15 protein-coding genes are annotated in these 19138 nt (G+C 37.0%); 12 read left to right on the top strand and 3 right to left on the bottom strand.

The features are described from left to right. Positions 1 to 73: 73 nt before the first annotated feature. The 3 genes from MHB65_RS18440 to MHB65_RS18430 all read left to right on the top strand — a co-directional run bounded on the left by MHB65_RS18440 (position 74) and on the right by MHB65_RS18430 (position 3966). Positions 74 to 979 (top strand): DMT family transporter, encoded by a 906-nt coding sequence (locus tag MHB65_RS18440; RefSeq protein WP_342441320.1) that lies wholly within the window; start codon positions 74 to 76, stop codon positions 977 to 979. A 766-nt stretch (positions 980 to 1745) separates the two neighbouring features. Continuing rightward, positions 1746 to 3014, top strand: a complete 1269-nt coding sequence (locus MHB65_RS18435; protein WP_004226054.1) for an OFA family MFS transporter — start codon at positions 1746 to 1748, stop codon at positions 3012 to 3014. A gap of 259 nt (positions 3015 to 3273) precedes the next feature. Then, positions 3274 to 3966 (top strand): AIM24 family protein, encoded by a 693-nt coding sequence (locus MHB65_RS18430; protein ID WP_342441319.1) that lies wholly within the window; start codon positions 3274 to 3276, stop codon positions 3964 to 3966. Positions 3967 to 4006: 40 nt separating this feature from the next. Here MHB65_RS18430 and MHB65_RS18425 read toward each other — a convergent pair whose 3' ends face one another. After that, the gene (locus tag MHB65_RS18425) at positions 4007 to 5257 is read right to left on the bottom strand and encodes an NAD(P)/FAD-dependent oxidoreductase (RefSeq protein WP_342441318.1); all 1251 of its coding nucleotides are present in this window, start codon (positions 5255 to 5257) and stop codon (positions 4007 to 4009) included. A 287-nt stretch (positions 5258 to 5544) separates the two neighbouring features. On the opposite strand from MHB65_RS18425, the gene asnB reads away from it, so the two are divergent. From asnB to MHB65_RS18405, 4 genes are all read left to right on the top strand, one after another. Beyond that, positions 5545 to 7395 carry an asparagine synthase (glutamine-hydrolyzing) gene (gene asnB, locus MHB65_RS18420; RefSeq protein WP_205445051.1) on the top strand — a complete coding sequence of 617 codons (1851 nt, stop codon included), beginning with the start codon at positions 5545 to 5547 and terminating at the stop codon, positions 7393 to 7395. Between the two features lie 265 nt (positions 7396 to 7660). Beyond that, positions 7661 to 9274: a polysaccharide biosynthesis protein gene (locus MHB65_RS18415; protein WP_342443767.1), complete on the top strand. Its 1614-nt coding sequence runs from the start codon at positions 7661 to 7663 to the stop codon at positions 9272 to 9274. A gap of 10 nt (positions 9275 to 9284) precedes the next feature. After that, positions 9285 to 9998, top strand: coding sequence for a pseudouridine synthase (locus MHB65_RS18410; RefSeq protein WP_205445048.1), 714 nt, complete (start codon positions 9285 to 9287; stop codon positions 9996 to 9998). Positions 9999 to 10163: 165 nt separating this feature from the next. Then, complete coding sequence (locus MHB65_RS18405; RefSeq protein ID WP_342441317.1) at positions 10164 to 11681, top strand: GGDEF domain-containing protein; 1518 nt, start codon at positions 10164 to 10166, stop codon at positions 11679 to 11681. Between the two features lie 59 nt (positions 11682 to 11740). Here MHB65_RS18405 and MHB65_RS18400 read toward each other — a convergent pair whose 3' ends face one another. Continuing rightward, on the bottom strand, positions 11741 to 12910 hold the full coding sequence (locus MHB65_RS18400) for an MFS transporter (protein ID WP_342441316.1): 1170 nt from the start codon (positions 12908 to 12910) through the stop codon (positions 11741 to 11743). 441 nt (positions 12911 to 13351) lie between these two features. After that, positions 13352 to 13573, bottom strand: a complete 222-nt coding sequence (locus MHB65_RS18395; RefSeq protein ID WP_004226074.1) for a DeoR family transcriptional regulator — start codon at positions 13571 to 13573, stop codon at positions 13352 to 13354. A 357-nt stretch (positions 13574 to 13930) separates the two neighbouring features. On the opposite strand from MHB65_RS18395, the gene pepV reads away from it, so the two are divergent. From pepV to trmB, 5 genes are all read left to right on the top strand, one after another. Next, positions 13931 to 15337, top strand: a complete 1407-nt coding sequence (gene pepV / locus MHB65_RS18390) for a dipeptidase PepV (protein ID WP_342441315.1) — start codon at positions 13931 to 13933, stop codon at positions 15335 to 15337. A gap of 27 nt (positions 15338 to 15364) precedes the next feature. Beyond that, entirely contained in the window at positions 15365 to 16219 is an 855-nt protein-coding gene (dat, locus tag MHB65_RS18385) for a D-amino-acid transaminase (protein ID WP_205445041.1), read from the top strand. Positions 16220 to 16442: 223 nt separating this feature from the next. Continuing rightward, positions 16443 to 17447, top strand: a complete 1005-nt coding sequence (locus MHB65_RS18380) for an NERD domain-containing protein (protein WP_342441314.1) — start codon at positions 16443 to 16445, stop codon at positions 17445 to 17447. A 3-nt stretch (positions 17448 to 17450) separates the two neighbouring features. Continuing rightward, positions 17451 to 18380: a diacylglycerol kinase family protein gene (locus MHB65_RS18375; protein ID WP_342441313.1), complete on the top strand. Its 930-nt coding sequence runs from the start codon at positions 17451 to 17453 to the stop codon at positions 18378 to 18380. 97 nt (positions 18381 to 18477) lie between these two features. Continuing rightward, positions 18478 to 19128 (top strand): tRNA (guanosine(46)-N7)-methyltransferase TrmB, encoded by a 651-nt coding sequence (trmB, locus tag MHB65_RS18370; RefSeq protein WP_342441312.1) that lies wholly within the window; start codon positions 18478 to 18480, stop codon positions 19126 to 19128. Positions 19129 to 19138: the final 10 nt, after the last annotated feature.

Raw genomic sequence — 19138 nt, 5'->3', positions numbered from 1 at the left:
AAAGGGAAGTAGATTTTTATTAGTTGATCCATAACTTATATAGAAGTCTCTTTATATGCAGGTGCGATAAAATATGAAGCAACTTACAATCTATATGATTTTATTTAGCTGTGTATTTTTTTGGGCCAGTAACTTCATTATTGGCTCTATTTTAATTGAACATTGGGACCCTTTAACGGTCGCCATCTTTAGATTGATTGTCATAGTTCTGTTTTTAGGGGGGATTAGTTGGAAAGCAATTAGCAGAACAACATTTACGCGCAATGAGCTATTGTTGTTGATCCTTGCAGGAATACTGGGTGTTTCCATTAATCACTATAGCTTTTATGCTAGTCTCCAGCACACTTCTCCTATTACTGCGGCTTTAATATTAGCCTGTGCACCGATTGTCACTTCTCTACTGAATAAAATGATTTATCATGAATCACGTAACGGCATATTTTGGTTAGGTGCGATAATTTCATTTGTTGGTGTTGGTCTCATTATTACAAAAGGAGCACTTATCACCATTTCCATCGGTAAGGGTGAGGTGCTGAGCTTAATTACAATGCTAAGCTTTGCTTTGTTCCTCATTATTGTCAATCATCTTAGTTTGAAAATGTCAGCCCAGTCGATTACGTTTTATACAAATTTAATTGGTTTACTAGTGCTTGTCCCATTTTCTTTTACTATTTTGCCACAGACGAATTGGCAAGTTGCAATGCCCTACTGGTTTTTGCTCATTTTATCAGCGATTATTATTCATGGGGTAAGTAATTTAATGTGGAATCAAAAAATGAAGGAAATCGGCTCGACGAATGCGTCACTGTTGTTAAACTTTGAGCCGGCTATAGCTATGCTATTGAGTGCGGTATTTTTAAAACAATTCCCTACAAGTGTTCAAATATATGGCTCTTTATTAATTTTAGTAGGCATTTTGCTCTGTATTTATTATAAAGAAATTAAAATGTTGCTTTTGCTGAAAAGAAAAATAAATTAAAAAATGCACTTTTCTGTACAGTATGTTAGAAATGATTTCTAACATGCTGTTTTTTGTAGGCTGTATGTATTGTTTTTCTGAAAAAATAATATTACTTCAAAAATATCCACTTTTAGAATATTTCTATCATGTAGAAGCAATTGATACTGAATTAATAGAATTTTACCTATAATTTTTTGTATTAAAAATATATATTTGGATAATAAAAATCTTGAGGTATTGAAAGTGTTTTATAAAATATACATCCACTGTATTGTGAAAAATTTGTTTTTTTATTAATTTAAGTAAAAATATATTTGTTTATAAAAAATGCGAACCATTTCTAAATATAAAAATTTCGTCTATTACATTTGTAAAATGCTCTTTTGTTCTGTAAATTTCTATATACTATTGATTTACTGTGCTTCTTCTTATGAGAGATACACATAATAATCCTGCTGGCAAAATAAGACGTATACATTTAATGAATGTGAAAATATGCACAAATTTAATTATATCAATATAATTAAATGTTGTTTGTGTAATAGAGCAGAAAAGTAATATTAGCTAAAAGGTGTTATGTTTTCTGTAAGATAAACGTAGTTATACTTAGAGGCTGTAAGGTTTTCTGGATAGAACGTAATGATAAAAAAGAGAAAAACTTTTTGGAGAAATAATATTTTTTAGAAAAACATCTTGCATTTGAATAATTCTAAGTGGTAAATTGTTTAACATGGACGTTCATAGAATTTTCACAGGTAGCAAATGAGGGGAGAAATGAGAATTTATGAATAAAAATAGATGGTTAATTGCATTATCTGCAATCGCTATTCACCTTTCAATCGGTGGAGCCTATGCATACAGTGTATACAAGCTACCGATTGTCACAGAAATGGGATGGAGTGAAACAAAGGTAACGATTGCCTTTACCATTATGATGGGGTTAGCTGGTTTCTCAGCCGCATTATTTGGTAGTTTAGTAGAAAAAATGGGACCACGTAAATCGGCGATGGTAGCAGCTGTCTTATTTGGAGCAGGACAAGCTGGTGCTGGTGTAGCCATTTCAATGGATTCTGTTGTCATGTACTGGTTAACATATGGTGTTCTTAGTGGATTAGGAATGGGGATTGGCTATATTGCACCTGTATCAACACTTGTAAAATGGTTCCCAGACCGTCGTGGACTAGCAACAGGTATGGCCGTACTTGGTTTTGGATCGGGTGCACTTATTACAGCACCAGTCGCAGCCAACTTAATGGAGGCAGTTGGCATTTCTACAACATACTTTATTCTAGGGGCAAGTTACTTCACGTTAATGATTTTAGGGGCTTCATATATAGCACCACCTAAGCCAGGTTATATGCCTGCTAATATGAAAGCAGCTGCCAATAATGGCAAGGATGTAGTGAAGAAAGATTTAGCTGTTATGTCAGCACGAGAAGCAGTTAAAACAAAGCATTTCTGGATGCTTTGGTCAATGCATTTAGTTAATGTAACGGCAGGGATTATGATGATTTCTGTTGCTTCACCAATGGCACAGGAAATTGTCGGTCTATCTGTTGCAGGTGCTGCAGCAATGGTAGGAATTATGGGGTTATTTAATGGTGGTGGCCGTTTAATTTGGGCTGCTGTGTCTGATTATATCGGTCGTTCAAACGTTTTCGTTATTTTCTTTACAGCACAGCTAATCACATTTATCGTTTTACCACATACAACTAACGTGATTATTTTCCAAGCACTTATTTTCTTAGTTGTTAGTTGCTATGGGGGTGGGTTCTCAAATCTACCTGCTTTTGCAAGTGATTTATTTGGAACAAAGCAACTTGGTGTTATTCATGGTTATTTATTAACAACGTGGTCATTGGGTGGAGTTTTCGGACCATTGTTAGTAAGCGCAATCAAAAATGCTTATGGAAGCTATATTCCTGTATTCTATGTATTTGCTGGGTTAATCGCAGCTTCGTTAATTATTTCCTTAACGTTACGTGCAGATGTACGTAAGCAAACAGCTTTAAAAGCAGCGCAAAATGTTGGAGACGTTTCCGCTACGCAATAATTTGAACTTTCAATTTACTATATAGGTGTCATTTCGTACATGGCACTTATATAGTTATTTTTTTGAAGTAATTGTTATATAACAATTATGATTTCTTTGTTTAATGTATAACAGCACATGTCTGATGTCAATAACATTACTGGAAATAAAGTGATTTCGTAATTAAAAGAGAAATTTTGTAACGAAATGCACAATCCGTTAAAATTTGAATCTTTTCTCATAGACTAACGTATATAAAGTAACTAGGGAGGGATCAATCATGGGGAAATTTTCTTTAGATGAATTTGTTCATAAAACACAGCAGGATGATAATGAGAATGATTATTTTGAATTGGAAACTGAACGCGTATTAGAGGTTAATCTAAACGGTGAAGTATGGTCAAAAATGGGCGCTATGATTTCCTATACAGGTGATATTAAATTTGAACGTGAGCGCGTGTTGGAACATGGTCTTGGCAAAATGTTTAAAAAGGCTTTAACAGGTGAAGGTACGCAATTAATGAAAGCCAGCGGAAAGGGCCGACTCTATTTAGCGGACCAAGGAAAAAAAGTAACGGTTTTTGATTTGAAAAACGACAGTATTTGTGTCAACGGCAATGATTTACTTGCCTTTGAGCCTAGCATCGAATGGGATATCCGTTTAATGCGGAAAATGGCTGGCATCATGTCAGGTGGTTTATTTAATGTAACTCTACAAGGTACAGGCAAAGTTGCGATCACTACACATTTTGAACCATTGACATTATTAGTGAAACCAGGTGAAACAGTATATACCGATCCACATGCTACTGTCGCATGGTCAGGCAACCTAACACCTGAATTTAAAACAGATATTAGCTTCCGTACATTTATCGGTCGAGGCAGTGGAGAATCCATCCAAATGGCGTTTTCTGGTGAGGGCTTTGTCATTATCCAGCCATATGAAGAAGTTTATATGTCTAGTGAAAGCTAAAAAAGCGCGTCCGTTTTCCACGGACACGCTTTTTCTTCTATTATAATGCTGCATGCATTCCTGCAATTCTTCCCGTTACGAGGGCTGAAGTGATGTTATAGCCACCTGTATAGCCATGAATATCAAGAATTTCTCCACAGAAGAACAGTCCCTCTTTTTTCTTTGAGGCCATTGTTTTTGGCTCGATTTCTTTTACAGAGACACCACCACCTGTAACAAATGCTTTGTCAAGTGACTGTGTGCCGCTCACTGTTAATGTGAAGTTTACTAGTAAACGTGCAAGCTGACGGATTTTCTCTTGGGATAATTCCGCACCCGTCAATTGAACATCAATATGTGCTCGCTCACATAAGAACAAGAGCCATCGTTCAGGGGCTATGCCTTTCCAAACATTTTTCACAGCCTTTTTCGGATCTTCCTTCATTAATTTATTTAAATATTGCAGACATGTTTCTTCATTATAATGAACCAGTGTTTGAATACGCATTGTCACAGGCTCATAGCCAGTCTTCATTAATTCTTTCACAACGAATTGACTACAACGCAAAATAGCAGGACCGCTTAAACCAAAATGGGTAAAGAGCATATCCATTTGATGGGTGACGAGTGTCTTGCCTTTTTTATTTAGCACAGAGACAGCAACATCACGTAACGCTAGCCCTTGAAGTTCACGGTCTTGAATAAAGTCCTCTTTTGAAATAACCGGTACTTCTGTTGGGAATAAGGTTGTGATTGTATGACCGGCACGCTCAGCCCAAGGATAGCCATCACCTGTTGAACCAGTTTGTGGGACTGCCTTGCCACCAACGGCTACAACGACTGCTTGACTACGGACTTCGGAGCCGTCTGCAAGACGTACACCCAAAATTTTATCTTCGTCCATTAGAAGCTTACTAACAGCTGTGTGTAAACGAACTTCAATATGAAGACGTTGAAGCTGTCTAATCAGCCCATCAACCACATCTTGGGCGCGATTGGATACAGGGAACATTCTGCCATGGTCCTCTTCCTTTAGGGCGACACCAAGCCCTTCAAAAAATGCGATGATATCTTCATTATTATAAACGGTAAAAGGACTATAGAGAAAACGACCATTACCAGGTATATGCTTCACGATTTCTTCAACAGGCAAACGATTTGTCACATTACAACGTCCTCCGCCAGAAATGGCCAATTTCTTGCCTAGTTTTGTGCCTTTTTCTAACAATAACACTTTCTTTTTACGCTCTCCAGCAGCAATCGCCGCCATTAAACCAGATGGGCCACCACCAATCACGATTACATCATACATAGTTAGAAACTCACTTTCTGTTCAAATTAGGAATCTTTCCTATTATACATGAAGTCTATATAGAGAGGGGCTTTCTTTGACGTTGAAAATAATAGAAAAGTGTTTTATAATTCTTTATCTCATCTTTCAGGATGAAAGGCATTTCTAGTAGAATGAAACACAATATTCTTTGTTATACAATTGCATTAATGAAAGTTTTCCTTTATTAGCATTGTCGGCATGAAATGAATGTCTTTTCGTGCTATTATGGTAAAGGTTATGCACTAAATTATGAGGTGAAAAATAGAATGTGCGGATTTATAGGTTATATTAATGGAACAAATGTGATTGATCATCATCAAACAATAGAAAATATGATGAATACAATTATTCACCGTGGACCAGATAGCGGTGGTATTCATAGTGACGATAAAGTGACGTTAGGTTTCCGTCGATTAAGTATTATTGACTTATCTGACGTAGCGAATCAACCATTGTATAGTGCAGATGGCAATATTGTGCTTGTATTTAATGGTGAAATTTTTAACTTCCAAGAGCTGCGTGCAGATCTTATTGAAAAGGGTCATACGTTTAAAACGCAGTCAGATAGTGAAGTCATTATTTATGGCTATGTAGAATATGGCGTAGATTTTGTGAAGAAACTGCGTGGGATGTTTGCTTTCTGTATTTGGGATAAAAAGAATGATTTACAATTCATTGCGCGCGATGGCTTTGGAATCAAACCATTGTACTACTCTGAGCATACAACAGACGGTACATTTATTTTTGGCTCTGAGATTAAATCGTTTTTACCACACCCTTCATTTATTAAAGAGTTAAATAAACAGGCACTACGCCCCTATTTAACATTCCAATATTCATCTATGGATGAAACATTCTTTAAAGGTGTCTTTAAATTACCACCAGCTCATTATATGCTGATTCAAAATGGACAAAAGCAAATCGTGCAATATTGGGATAAAAAATTCCATGCAAAAGAAGCACCGATTGAAAAATATATCGAAGAAATTCGTTCAACTGTTAAAGAATCTGTAGAGGCTCATCAAATCAGTGATGTAAAAGTGGGTTCATTCTTATCGGGTGGTATTGACTCTAGTTATATTACGTCTTTATTACGCCCAGATAAATCCTTCTCAGTCGGGTTTGCTGACTATGAAGATATGTTCAATGAAACAAATCTTGCAAAAGACTTATCAGATACGTTGAATATTCAAAATGAACGTAGATATATTACTGCGGATGAGTGTTTTGAAGCTCTTCCTAAAATTCAATGGCATATGGATGAGCCACAATCCAATCCATCTTCAGTGCCACTTTACTTCCTATCCGAGCTTGCTTCAAAAGATGTAACGGTTGTCCTATCAGGTGAAGGTGCCGATGAAATTTTTGGTGGCTATGCTTGGTATCAAAACTCAGGAAGAATGCAAAAATACGAAAAATTACCATTAGGTCTACGTAAAACATTACGTGGAATGGCAGAAGCCCTACCGAAAAATCAATACACGAACTTCCTTATTAAAGGTGCTCAAACAGTAGAAGAGCGTTTTATTGGGGAAGCGGTAGTTTGGGATGAAGTGGATGCCATTAATGTTTTGAAGCCAGCTTATAAAAATGCGCCATCTGTAAAATCGATTACAAAACGTATATATGATGAAGTGCCTGGCGATGATGATGTGACAAAAATGCAGTATCTAGATTTAAATCTTTGGATGCCTGGTGACATTTTATTGAAGGCAGATAAAATGAGTATGGCGCACTCGATTGAATTACGTGTACCATTTTTAGATAAAGAAGTAATGGAGTTAGCGAAAGAGATTCCATCAAGATACCGTGTAAATGATATCGATACAAAATATGTTCTACGTCAGGCTGCACATCAGGAATTGCCAGAAGAATGGGCAAAGCGTCCGAAACTTGGATTCCCAGTGCCGATTCGTCACTGGTTACGTGAAGAAAAGTATTACAGCATGGTAAAAGAAATGTTTACAACTGACTTTGCGAATGAATTCTTTGATACAAAACAATTAGTTGGTTATCTAGATGAGCACTATGAAGGGAAAGCAAATCGTGGTCGTTATATTTGGACGGCTTATGTATTCCTAGTATGGTATAAAAAGTTCTTTGTGGACATGGTATAAAGAAATACTTGAATCGGTGGGGATGTGCCATTCCTCACCGATTATTTTAAGGTCTTTTTTCATCAGATTTTCTTTGGAACGAACTTTTTGATGTATTTATGCGTCTCATTTCCTATAAATATGTTAAGATTACAGATGGTTTACTTTTATTGCTCTTAGAGTGATAGCGCTTGCATATATGTTATGTTAAAACGAAAAAGTTTTATAAGTATCCTTTGAAGTGTTACGATAATAATATTGATTTTACAATGAATGGATGGGTATGATGTCCAATTTAATGAAAGGTACTGCGATATTAACAATGGGGATGTTTTTATCGAAGGTACTCGGATTAATTTATATTTTTCCGTTTTATGCAATTGTCGGCGAGAAGAACATTGCGCTTTACCAATATGCATATATTCCCTATTCAATTATGTTGGCAATCGCCATTTCGGGTGCGCCAATTGCCGTCTCTAAATTTGTCTCTAAATACAATGCAATGGGGGATTATCAATCAGGTCGCAAGCTGATGAAATCCGGCATTCTGATTATGATGGTGACAGGCTTCGCAGCATTTATTGCCCTCTTTCTACTTGCAACGCCAATAGCAGGGCTAGTTATTAAGAGTGAGGAACAGGTCTTTACAGTTGAACAGATTGCTTCAGTAATACGATGGGTTAGTTTTGCCTTAATCGTTGTACCATTTATGAGTTTATGGCGTGGCTTCTTCCAAGGCTATGACAAAATGGAACCTACCGCCGTTTCACAATTGGTGGAACAAATTGTGCGAATTGTTGTATTACTTGGTGGATCGTTCTTAGTGGTTATTGTGTTTAAAGGGAAACCAGAGACAGCCATCTCCTTTGCTGTGTTTGCTGCATTTATCGGGGCAATCGGTGGATTAGGTGTTCTTTATTATTACTGGAAAAAATATCAGCCTGAATTTAACCTATTACGTAGTCAAAGTGTGACTTCCACACAGCTACCAATGTCCAATATTTATAAAGAAGTGATTACCTATTCCATCCCAATGGTGTTTGTAGGGGTAGCCAATCCGTTATTCCAATTAGTCGATATGCTTACGTTTAATGGAGCAATGACGTCCATTGGTTTAGCAGGAGTAACAGATACTTATTTATCGATGATTAACTTTATGACACATAAGGTTGTCATCATTCCCGTTATGCTAGCGACTGGATTCTCAATGGCGCTTGTACCAACGATTACAAAGTATTTTACACAGGGTGAGTATTTAGCGCTACGCCATGCAATGGATAAGACCTATCAAATTTTAATCTTTATTACATTGCCAGCTGTGGTTGGTATTTCTCTATTAGCCAATGAAATTTACTTCATGCTATATTCTGAAAGTGAAATGGGGGCAACCATTTTAGCGCATTATGCACCTGTTGCGATTTTATTTGCGTTATTCCAAGTTACAGCAGCCTTACTTCAAGGAATTGATTTTCAAAAGTGGATTGTTTTCAGCTTATTATCAGGGATTTTCGTGAAGCTAGCATTAAATATTCCATTAATTCGTTGGTTAGAGGCAGATGGTGCTATAGTGGCAACAGCTATTGGTTATAGTGTTTCGATTATCATTAATATGCTTGTGTTACGAAGAACGTTGAATTATCGATCAGAAATGGTTGTGCGTCGTGTCATGCTAATTGCTTTATTGACAATGGCAATGGCCATTAGCGTGCTGATTGTGCATAAATTATTGGAATTACTAATGGGTCCAGTTGATAGTAAATTCTCAGCATTACTATTCTCAATTATTTGTGCGGGTGTCGGTGCGGCTGTCTATGGCTTTTTATCATTACGCCTAGGTTTAGCACAAAAGCTATTGGGTGAACGATTAACCCGTATGATGAGTAAACTGGGATTGAAATAGGAGTGGAACGATGCGTTTAGATAAATTACTAGCAAATATGGGGTACGGTTCTCGTAAGGAAGTGAAGCAGCTATTAAAGCAAAAAGCTGTCACAGTAGACGGTGCTTATGTCAAGGATGCAGCTTTACACGTAGACCCAGAGCAGCAAATGGTATCAGTGTTTGGAGAGCGCGTTGTTTATACAGAATTTGTTTATTTTATGATGAATAAACCGCCTGGTGTTATTTCTGCCACTGAGGATTTAAGAGATGAAACAGTTATTGATTTATTAGAGCCATTACAGCAGCATTTTCAACCGTTTCCTGTTGGTCGACTAGATAAAGACACAGAAGGCTTGCTTTTATTAACAAATGATGGTGTATTGGCTCACAATTTATTGTCTCCCAAAAAACATGTGCCAAAAGTTTATTACGCACAGATTGAAGGGGTTGTGACAGAAGAAGATGTCGAGAAATTCGCAAATGGTGTTGAACTCGATGATGGCTATGTTACCAAGCCTGGAAAGCTTGTGATTTTAAAGTCTGCACAGCAATCTGAAATAGAGCTAATGATTCAAGAAGGAAAGTTTCATCAGGTAAAGCGAATGTTTGAGGCTGTAGGTAAACGTGTAACATATTTAAAGCGAATTTCTATGGGAAGCCTGACATTAGATGAAAATCTAGCGTTAGGTGAATATCGCGAGCTAACTACAGAAGAGCTAAACGGTTTACAAAACAATCATTAAACATAGTGTTCCTCGATGCCTCACATAGCATCGGGGATTTTTATATACAGTAATATAACAGTAACTGTATAATATGAAATGAGTTATTGTGATATAGTCAAAGAACGTATCATGTTCTAAATGTTTACGAAAAGACGATGGTATAAATAAGTAGAGGACAATTAAATGAAGAACCTGCGTATTAAATTATTACTATCTTTAATAGCTTTTGCAGTCATACTCGTTGCTGTTATTTCATATGTGAACCGACAAATATTGATAGCGGAAATCGAAAAGCAAGTGAGTATGAATAAAGTTTTAATTGAAAACCATATTCTTACAGATATGCAAACTGTCGATAATGCCCATTTTTATTTTGATAATAATATTTCAGACAAAATGGAACAGGAGCTTAGACAGTTAAAAAACTATTATCTTGAAAACCCTGCTGTAGCTACTTGGGATTTGCAGCAAATGAAAAAGAAACATGGTATGGATATTTACATAGTGGATCAATCCAATACAGTGGTTTACACGACTTTTGCCAAAGATATTGGCTTGGATTTCTCGCGTTGCTGTCAACGTTTTTCTGCTTTATTAGATGAACGGCGAGCTAGTGGCGAATTTTTTACAGATGGAATTGATATTTCAACATCGACAGGAGAATACCGGAAATTTGGCTATCTAGCAACAGAGGATAAAAAATATCTGCTTGAGTTAGGTTTAGACTTACTGAATGATCCTGTTTTTCAAACCTTTAATTTTGAAAAAACGGCACAGTACTTGATTGGTAAATATGCTGATTTAGTAGAAGTGCAGACGATTAATGCAGGGGGAGTTTTCTTTGATGATTCGTCGTTGAAGAAGATTACTGTAAAAGATCAATCCAAACAGTTCCAAAAATACTTTGAGCTGGCAAAGAAAACAATGGAGCCAGTTGAGTATCAAAAGGCTTTAGCCAATGGTTATCTAGAAACACATCGTTTTCTGCCTTATGAAGCAGAGACAGTGAGAGGGGAGTCTTCAAAAAGAATTGTCTATGTGAAATTTATCAATTTCACTAAAATGGAAGCACTCCAAAAAAATACGAAACAATTTTGGAGCTTACTGTTCATCGCCTTACTAACATCCTTTATTATGCTGCTCGTCATTAATAAAATTTTATCTAAAACAATACAGCTAGCTACTTTCGATCCGTTAACTGGTGTCTATAACCGTGCTACCTATATTAGAAAGATTGATAATTTATTAAGGAAAAGAAAAATGAATGTGCCAGGTTTATTGTTAATCGATTTGGATAACTTTAAACAAGTGAATGATCAATTTGGGCATGTAGAAGGAGATCACATCCTGATTGAAACAGCGAGAATTTTAAAGCATGTTGTGAAACAAAGTGGTTTTGTCGTACGCTTCGGTGGGGATGAATTTGCCATTGTTTTATACGATACAACAGAGCAACAGATGCAGCACATGGCAGAGGCCATTTTGGCTCAAATAAGGTCCGTTGAATATGATGGCCATGCTAGCGAGAAATGGTCTGTACTATCTGTGAGCATGGGCGGAGCCATTTATAACCATGATGAAGATACAGAAATGAGCTTATTTGAACGGGCCGATAAAGCGCTTTATCAATCGAAAAATGCTGGTAAGGATCAATACTCTAGTTATGCAGAGGTTGCTGCTGACGAAGGTTATAATAGTTAAAAAAACGCCCCATTCTATCGATAGCAAAATCAGCTATTTTGATAGCAATGGGGCGTTTATTAATGAGCTGCTGTTTTGGTTCTATAAAAGATACAACTACATAAAACAAGAACAGCGATGACAGGAAACATAGCATTCATATAATGAGTCAATAGCCAACCGCCTATTATGGGGCCAATAAAGCCACCTAAATTTTTAAATTGCGCAGCACCTAAGTAGGTTGCCTTTTGAGTATCTGGCGCAATTTCATCAATCATGACATTCATCGTAGGGAAGGCAAAGATTTCACCTATGGTAAAAATAATCATGGCAATGATATAGAGCGTATAATTAGTGGAGAATCCAAACATAAATAGTCCAATAGCAAAGAACAGTACGCCTACTAATAATGTTGCTGTGGATGAAAAGCGCTCTGATACTATACTAATTGGTAATTGTAGTAGTAACACAACCGCTGCATTGAGAGAGATTAATAACGAATATAGTTTCGCACCTTCATCAATTTTTAATTCGATAATTTGTGGTAGCGTTGAGTCAAATTGCGAGTAGCCGATATTGATTAAAATGGCTCCCAAAATAAAGCTAAGCAGCACAAGATTTGTCAAAAGAATCGTGAATGTACTGAGTATCTTTGTTTGAGTGACAGCTTTGGGTTGCTGCATTTGATAGCGATTTAACACAAAAAATAAAAAGACAGCGTAAATAATATACATAATCCCTGTCAGCATAAAAGGGATACTCGGGCTGGATAGCTGTGAGATATACACACCAATAATAGGACCAATAACCGCTGCAATATTGATGGCCGTATAACGTAAGGAAAATAGTCTTTTTCGTTTTTCAGCAGGTGTAAAATCAATCATTAATGCCTGTGTGGAAGGTTCGAAAAATGAACGACAAAGCCCATTCAAAGCATTGAATAGGACAAAAAGCCAAACAACATGAACCGTTGCAAAGCCAAAGAACACCAGACTCCAAACAATAATCGTTAATAGAATAACGCTTTTTCTACCAAAACGATCGGTTAGATAGCCACCAAAAAATCCACCTACTGTGGAAATGAGTGGTGCAATACCAATGGTCAATCCAATTTGTAATGGAGAGGCTTGAATTTCATTATGTAAATAAATAGCTAAAAAGGGCATTGCCATAAAGCTTGCAATACGTGTGAATATTGTTCCACCTAAAATGATCCATACTAATGGATGAAACAACTTTGACAATGTCATATCAAATCCTCCTCTCAACATTTAGAATGTTTCGAGTTTAACGGATTGTTAAGCAACTGTAAATAGTCAAAATAATCTTGAACGAGAACAATGCACCCTTTTTCAGTGTGAACGGTAAAGATAATGGCGCAAATATTTATGTTTCTATGCTACGGAAGTGAGGCACAGATTGAAGAACAGAAGAGTATGATCGCTTTGCGCGGATAGATGAGCGGAAGAGAGAAGAGTATGATCGCTTTGCACGGATAGATGAGCGGAATACAGAAAAAAATGATCACATTGCCCAAATAGATGAGCGGTAGCGAGCTGAAGAAGTCAGTAAATACGTCTCTTCTTCCAAATAGGGAAAAAATCTAATAATCTTCTAACGACAAAAAAGAATGACCCCGACGAAAGGTCATTCTTTTTCCATACACAATGCTTTACGTACAAGACGTAAAACTAAGACGTCAATTTTACTTTTTTCTTCGTCGTTGTCCATCTGCCTCGACTTGGACTTGTCACCAAATCGTTAAAGGCTAACACGTTCAAATCTCTTTGAACGGTGCGAGGAGTGATACTAAACTCTTCGACTAAATCCTGTGTAGACACGGTTCCTTTGTCTAAAATAAACATGTACACGTCTTTAATACGATTAAGCATTCGATCAGTAGTTGGTTTCATTAAATGAACCACTCCTTCATCTTAATTCTCTTGGCAAAGACTAGCGGACGACAATATGTGCGGAGTGCACTTAGGCTAATAAGTAGCTGCCTTAGACATCCCCTTTTCTAATTTTATAGTCAGAACAATTATTCTGATAACTTTATTATATAGAAAAACGACTTGATTTTCTAGTGAATGCAATAGAAATTTACAATTGACATATAAATTTTATACTGTATTTTGTGGGAACACGTGAAAAACATGCTATATATGGTAGTGACAGTAGAAGTTACTGAAAATAGTTGTCAGAAAGCTGATTGTCATATATGTTGTAAGGTGTAGAATAATGTTAATACTTTGAAGGAGGTACATGGTATGGATTGGTTACAAGCTGCAAAAGAAAGGCAAGATGAATTAATACAAGAGTTACAGGAGCTTGTGCAAATTAATAGTGTGCTCGATGAGGATACAACAACTACTGAAGTACCTTTTGGAGAGGGTCCACTTCAAGCACTTAAATGGTTACTAGCAAAAGGTCAGAATGAAGGCTTACTCACGAAAAACGTTGATAATTATGCTGGACATATTGAAATGGGTACAGGTGAAGAGTTATTAGGTATTTTATGTCATGTTGATGTTGTTCCAATTGGAGAGGAAGCGGATTGGACATACCCTCCATTCAGCGGCACAGTAGCAGATGGTAAATTATTTGCACGTGGTGCGATTGACGATAAAGGACCTACGATTGCGGCATGGATGGCCATGAAGCTTGTGAAAGATGCAGGTATTCCATTAGAAAAAAGAGTACGAATGATTATTGGTACGGACGAAGAAACAGGATTCCGCTGTGTCGACCACTATTTTAAACAGGAGGAAATGCCGACAATTGGTTTTGCACCAGATGCGGATTTCCCGCTCATCAATGCAGAAAAAGGCATTGCAGAGCTTGTGTTCTCTCAAAATAAAGTGGGTGATGCAACGAAAGAACAACTACTACTATTTAATGCAGGAAAGCGCCCAAATATGGTACCTGATTTTGCAAAAGCAACGATTCAGCATGTATCAGCATCATTCGAACAGAATTTTCAAACATTTTTAAGCAAAAATCAGCTAGAAGGCTCTTTATTAATGGAGGACTCTCGCTATATAATAACTATCAAAGGTAAAGCAGCCCATGCAATGGAACCAGATAAAGGTGTCAATGCAGCTGTTTATCTTGCAGCATTTTTACAACAAGAGTTGACGACAGAAGCAAGTAAACAATTTGTCGACTTTATTGCAGATGTTTTTTATCAGGATCATTATGGCAGTCAGCTCGACCTACAGTTTGAGGATGCAATGTCAGGACAAACGACATTAAATCCAGGGATCGTCAGCTATGATGTTCATAAAGGTGGCAGTTTAGTAATTAGTATGCGCTATTCTGTTTCCTATCCATTCGATGAAAAAATAACGACAGCACAACGCTTAACGGTAGAAAAAGGGTTTTCTCTTGATATTCAAGACGACTCGAAACCACATTATGTCAGCGAGGATGATCCATTTATCCAGACATTAGCAGCTATCTATAGACGTCAAACGGGAGATACAGAAACACCTTTATTATCAACTGGTGGTGGAACGTACGCACGTGTGATGAAAAAAGGCGTGGCATTTGGCATGCTGTTCCCAGGAGAGCCAGATGTAGCGCATCGAGCGGATGAGTTTGTTGTCGTTGAAAACCTCGTGAAAGCAGCGGCAATTTATGCTGAAGCAATTGTTGAACTTGCAGGAAAAAAATAACTCAAAGACGAAAAGGATGAACAAAACATGGCATATTCATTATGGAATGATCAAATTGTGGAAGAAGGATCCATTGCGGTATCACCAGAAGATAGAGGCTATCAATTTGGTGACGGCATTTATGAAGTAATCAAAGTTTATAACGGAAATATGTTTACAGCACAAGAGCATATTGATCGTTTCTATGCAAGCGCCGAAAAAATTCGTCTTGTTATTCCTTATACGAAAGACGTTTTACACAAATTATTACATGAGCTAATTGAAAAAAATAATCTAGATACAGGGCATGTTTATTTCCAAATCACACGTGGTGCCAATTCACGTAATCACGTTTTCCCAGATGCAAGTGTTCCAGCTGTATTAACAGGTAATGTAAAAGCGGGTGAACGTGCATATGAGAACTTTGAAAAAGGGGTAAAGGCTACGTTTGTAGAGGATATTCGTTGGTTACGCTGTGATATCAAATCGTTAAACTTACTTGGTGCAGTATTAGCAAAACAAGAGGCTGCTGAAAAGGGCTGCTATGAAGCGATTTTACATCGTGGGGATATCGTAACAGAATGTTCATCAGCAAATGTTTATGGGATTAAAGACGGTAAGCTTTATACACATCCAGCAAATAACTTCATTTTAAACGGTATTACTCGTCAAGTGATTTTGAAATGTGCAGAGGAGATTAGTTTACCTGTCGTGGAAGAACCAATGACAAAAGCTGATTTATTAACAATGGATGAAATCATTGTATCATCTGTATCTTCTGAAGTTACACCTGTTATTGATGTGGATGGTAACCAAATTGGTGCGGGAGTGCCAGGTGAATGGACGCGTAAATTGCAACAAGCTTTTGAGGCGAAATTACCACTTTCTTTGAATACAAAATAAAAGAACCATTTAAGAGAACTATCGATAAGGATAGTTCTCTTTTTTATGGATGTAATGTTTGGTGTCGTCATGTAAAATAAAAAGGATAGTAATGAATAATTTTACAGATTGAAATTTGTAGAATAATTGTCGATGTATTGAATACAATGCCTCTTTTCTACCAAAGCAATCAAGATAAAAAGAGAACTATAGATATGGTGAGTAAGAATGGAGTGACCTTTACATGGCACAATTGGTGAAATTACAAGATTATATTTCACGCTATCAAATTGATTTAGCGAGATATCCAACACAGTTTGTGCGCCTAAAGAAAAACCAATGGGAGCGCATTAAGCGACAGTGGGAATTGGGAGAAGATATTAGCGAGTGGCAACATGTCGACAATGAGGCAGAAGCGGAGGCTTACGAGGAAAAAGAACGATTTTCCTTCATAAAAAAATGGTTTGCTGGACGGCAAAAGGAAGTAACAGAGGATGTTGAAGAAGTAGAGATATCAAATGAGCTTGTCAGTGATGAGGATATCATTCCAGAAGAAGAAACGACGCTCACATTTGAACCTAAAATTGTGTATGCACCACAATCCATCCATGAGCTGAAACGAATGTTTATTGATCAATTTTTTCATTTTCAAATGAAATGGGCCAGTTCAACATTACGAGAAAAATCATATGTAGATCCTCGTTTTATGCGTGACTCATTGCTTCGTATGTTATTGCAAACATTACCAGATAATTATCTATTGTTTTATTATCCGATACTACAAATTAGAAAAGCCCCTATAGAGCTGGATGTAGTGTTAATGTCCCCAACTGAGTGTATTTGTATTACGGTCTTAGAGGCTGACAATCAAGCTGTTTACGTAGGTGGCAGTGATCGCTTTTGGATTAAAAAAGTAGGGACGAAGGATTCTAAAGTTTTGAATCCAACAATTAATTTAGGTCGGATGGAATCGGTACTGTCGCAGTTATTTAAACAAGAGGATATTGATATGCCTATCCGTAAGGTTGTGCTAACTCGTAATGGATATTTTGATTATCCTGGTTCACCATTTGGGGTTCGCTTTGTTGATCGTCGAAATTACCATGAATGGATAGAGCATTTAAGAAAAGTTTCCTCTCCTATGAAGCATATGCAAATCCGAGCTGCACAGACGATTTTAAATACAGTCCAAACGACTTCCTTTAACCGAGATATTTGGCAGCAAGCTCCTCAGCCAACAGAGGACTGATGTATGAACATTCTATTTATTGTCAATGAGGCCGCAGGAAATGGAAAAGGAAAAAAAGTTTGGCTCCAACTTCAACAGCAACTAACGATTCCCTATCAAGTGGCTTTTACGGAATATGAAGGACATGGACAGGAAATCGCGCAACAATGGGCACATCAGCAGCAAGATAAAAAGTTACTTGTCGTTGTTGGTGGTGATGGCACCATCCATGAAGTGGCTAGTGGCGTTGTACATAATGAATACATCATAATTGGTGTTGTTCGTGCTGGCTCAGGTAATGACTTTGCACGCTATTTTCACTCATTTTCCAATGCTCAGCAAATCGAGGACTATGTAAAGACTTCCTTGGCCAATGTGAGGATGGATGCAGGAATCGTTCAGCTTGGGAATAGACGAAAAGAAATATTTGTCAATAATGCTGGCATAGGCTTCGATGCCTATGTGACAAAATCAATTAATACTTCTCGTCTTAAGTTTTATCTCAATAAGATTGGACTTGGAAAACTTTCGTATGCTGTCGCTGTTATTAGAGGGCTATTCCGCTTTGAACGTTTTGACATAACGATACGCTCAGGAGAACAGGAATGGCAATTTCAGCAGACATGGTTTGTGGCAATGAGTAATCAACCTTATTTTGGGGGAGGCATGAAAATATCACCTGCCGCAAAAGCAGATGATGGCCAAGTGGATATAACGATTGTACATGGGATTTCACGTATCAAATTATTAGTTGTATTTGTCACTGTGTTTTTTGAAAAGCATACAAAATTTAAGGAAGTTACATTTTTACAGGGACAGGATTTTGAACTTATCGCAGCAAATAAGGTTGATTGCCATGCGGATGGTAATTATATTGGCATTGTCAATCAAGGGACCAATATCCACTGTACAATACAACAAAATGCTTGGCAGGTTATTATCAAGGATTCATAAAAAATATCATTGTGCAATAATTTCATGCGAATTATAAGGGAATACGTTATACTATAAAAAAATCAATAATTTCACAAGAAAGAAATGAGGAACAACATTGAGATTAAGAAATAAGCCTTGGGCAGAGGAAATGATTACAGATCATCCAGAGGTGATTATTCCAAATCCTGAAGACTTTAAAGGAAATTGGCAGGCCGTTTTCGGCAATGACAACCTTATCCATATTGAAGTAGGCTCTGGAAAAGGGCAATTTGTGACAGGTATGGCTTTGCAAAATCCAACGATCAATTATATTGGAATTGAACTTTATGATAGTGTGATTGTTTGTGCATTAGAAAAAGTACTAGAGGCAAAATCTCCAGCGAATTTACGTTTACTAAAAGTAAATGGCGCAGATTTATATAAATTCTTTGACAAAAATGATGTATCACGAGTATACCTGAATTTCTCAGATCCTTGGCCAAAAACACGACATGCAAAAAGACGTTTAACGCACGGGGATTTTTTGAAATTATATGAGTCGATTTTAGTGGATAATGGGGAAGTCCATTTTAAAACGGATAACCGTGGTCTGTTCGAGTATTCTTTAATCAGTGTGTCTGAATATGGGATGTTATTAAAGTATGTATCTCTCGACCTACATGCAAATATGCCAGAGGATAATGTGATGACAGAATATGAAGAGAAGTTTTCTGCGAAGGGGCAGCCGATTTATCGATTAGAATCGCAATTTATCACTAAATTGTAGGGGGAGTATG

This window comes from Lysinibacillus sp. FSL K6-0075 (assembly GCF_038592945.1).
GTDB classification, from domain to species: Bacteria; Bacillota; Bacilli; order Bacillales_A; family Planococcaceae; genus Lysinibacillus; species Lysinibacillus fusiformis_F.
This window is presented reverse-complemented; position numbering and strand designations above follow the sequence as displayed.

What these genes read in the sequence shown, in the direction of transcription:
- asnB (WP_205445051.1), top strand. Translation starts at nt 5,545, where the DNA reads ATGTGCGGATTTATAGGTTATATTAATGGAACAAATGTGATTGATCAT.
- pepV (WP_342441315.1), top strand. Translation starts at nt 13,931, where the DNA reads ATGGATTGGTTACAAGCTGCAAAAGAAAGGCAAGATGAATTAATACAA.
- MHB65_RS18425 (WP_342441318.1), bottom strand. Translation starts at nt 5,257, where the DNA reads ATGTATGATGTAATCGTGATTGGTGGTGGCCCATCTGGTTTAATGGCG.
- MHB65_RS18380 (WP_342441314.1), top strand. Translation starts at nt 16,443, where the DNA reads ATGGCACAATTGGTGAAATTACAAGATTATATTTCACGCTATCAAATT.
- MHB65_RS18415 (WP_342443767.1), top strand. Translation starts at nt 7,661, where the DNA reads ATGTCCAATTTAATGAAAGGTACTGCGATATTAACAATGGGGATGTTT.
- MHB65_RS18395 (WP_004226074.1), bottom strand. Translation starts at nt 13,573, where the DNA reads ATGAAACCAACTACTGATCGAATGCTTAATCGTATTAAAGACGTGTAC.
- MHB65_RS18440 (WP_342441320.1), top strand. Translation starts at nt 74, where the DNA reads ATGAAGCAACTTACAATCTATATGATTTTATTTAGCTGTGTATTTTTT.
- MHB65_RS18405 (WP_342441317.1), top strand. Translation starts at nt 10,164, where the DNA reads ATGAAGAACCTGCGTATTAAATTATTACTATCTTTAATAGCTTTTGCA.
- MHB65_RS18435 (WP_004226054.1), top strand. Translation starts at nt 1,746, where the DNA reads ATGAATAAAAATAGATGGTTAATTGCATTATCTGCAATCGCTATTCAC.
- MHB65_RS18410 (WP_205445048.1), top strand. Translation starts at nt 9,285, where the DNA reads ATGCGTTTAGATAAATTACTAGCAAATATGGGGTACGGTTCTCGTAAG.
- MHB65_RS18375 (WP_342441313.1), top strand. Translation starts at nt 17,451, where the DNA reads ATGAACATTCTATTTATTGTCAATGAGGCCGCAGGAAATGGAAAAGGA.
- dat (WP_205445041.1), top strand. Translation starts at nt 15,365, where the DNA reads ATGGCATATTCATTATGGAATGATCAAATTGTGGAAGAAGGATCCATT.
- MHB65_RS18400 (WP_342441316.1), bottom strand. Translation starts at nt 12,910, where the DNA reads ATGACATTGTCAAAGTTGTTTCATCCATTAGTATGGATCATTTTAGGT.
- MHB65_RS18430 (WP_342441319.1), top strand. Translation starts at nt 3,274, where the DNA reads ATGGGGAAATTTTCTTTAGATGAATTTGTTCATAAAACACAGCAGGAT.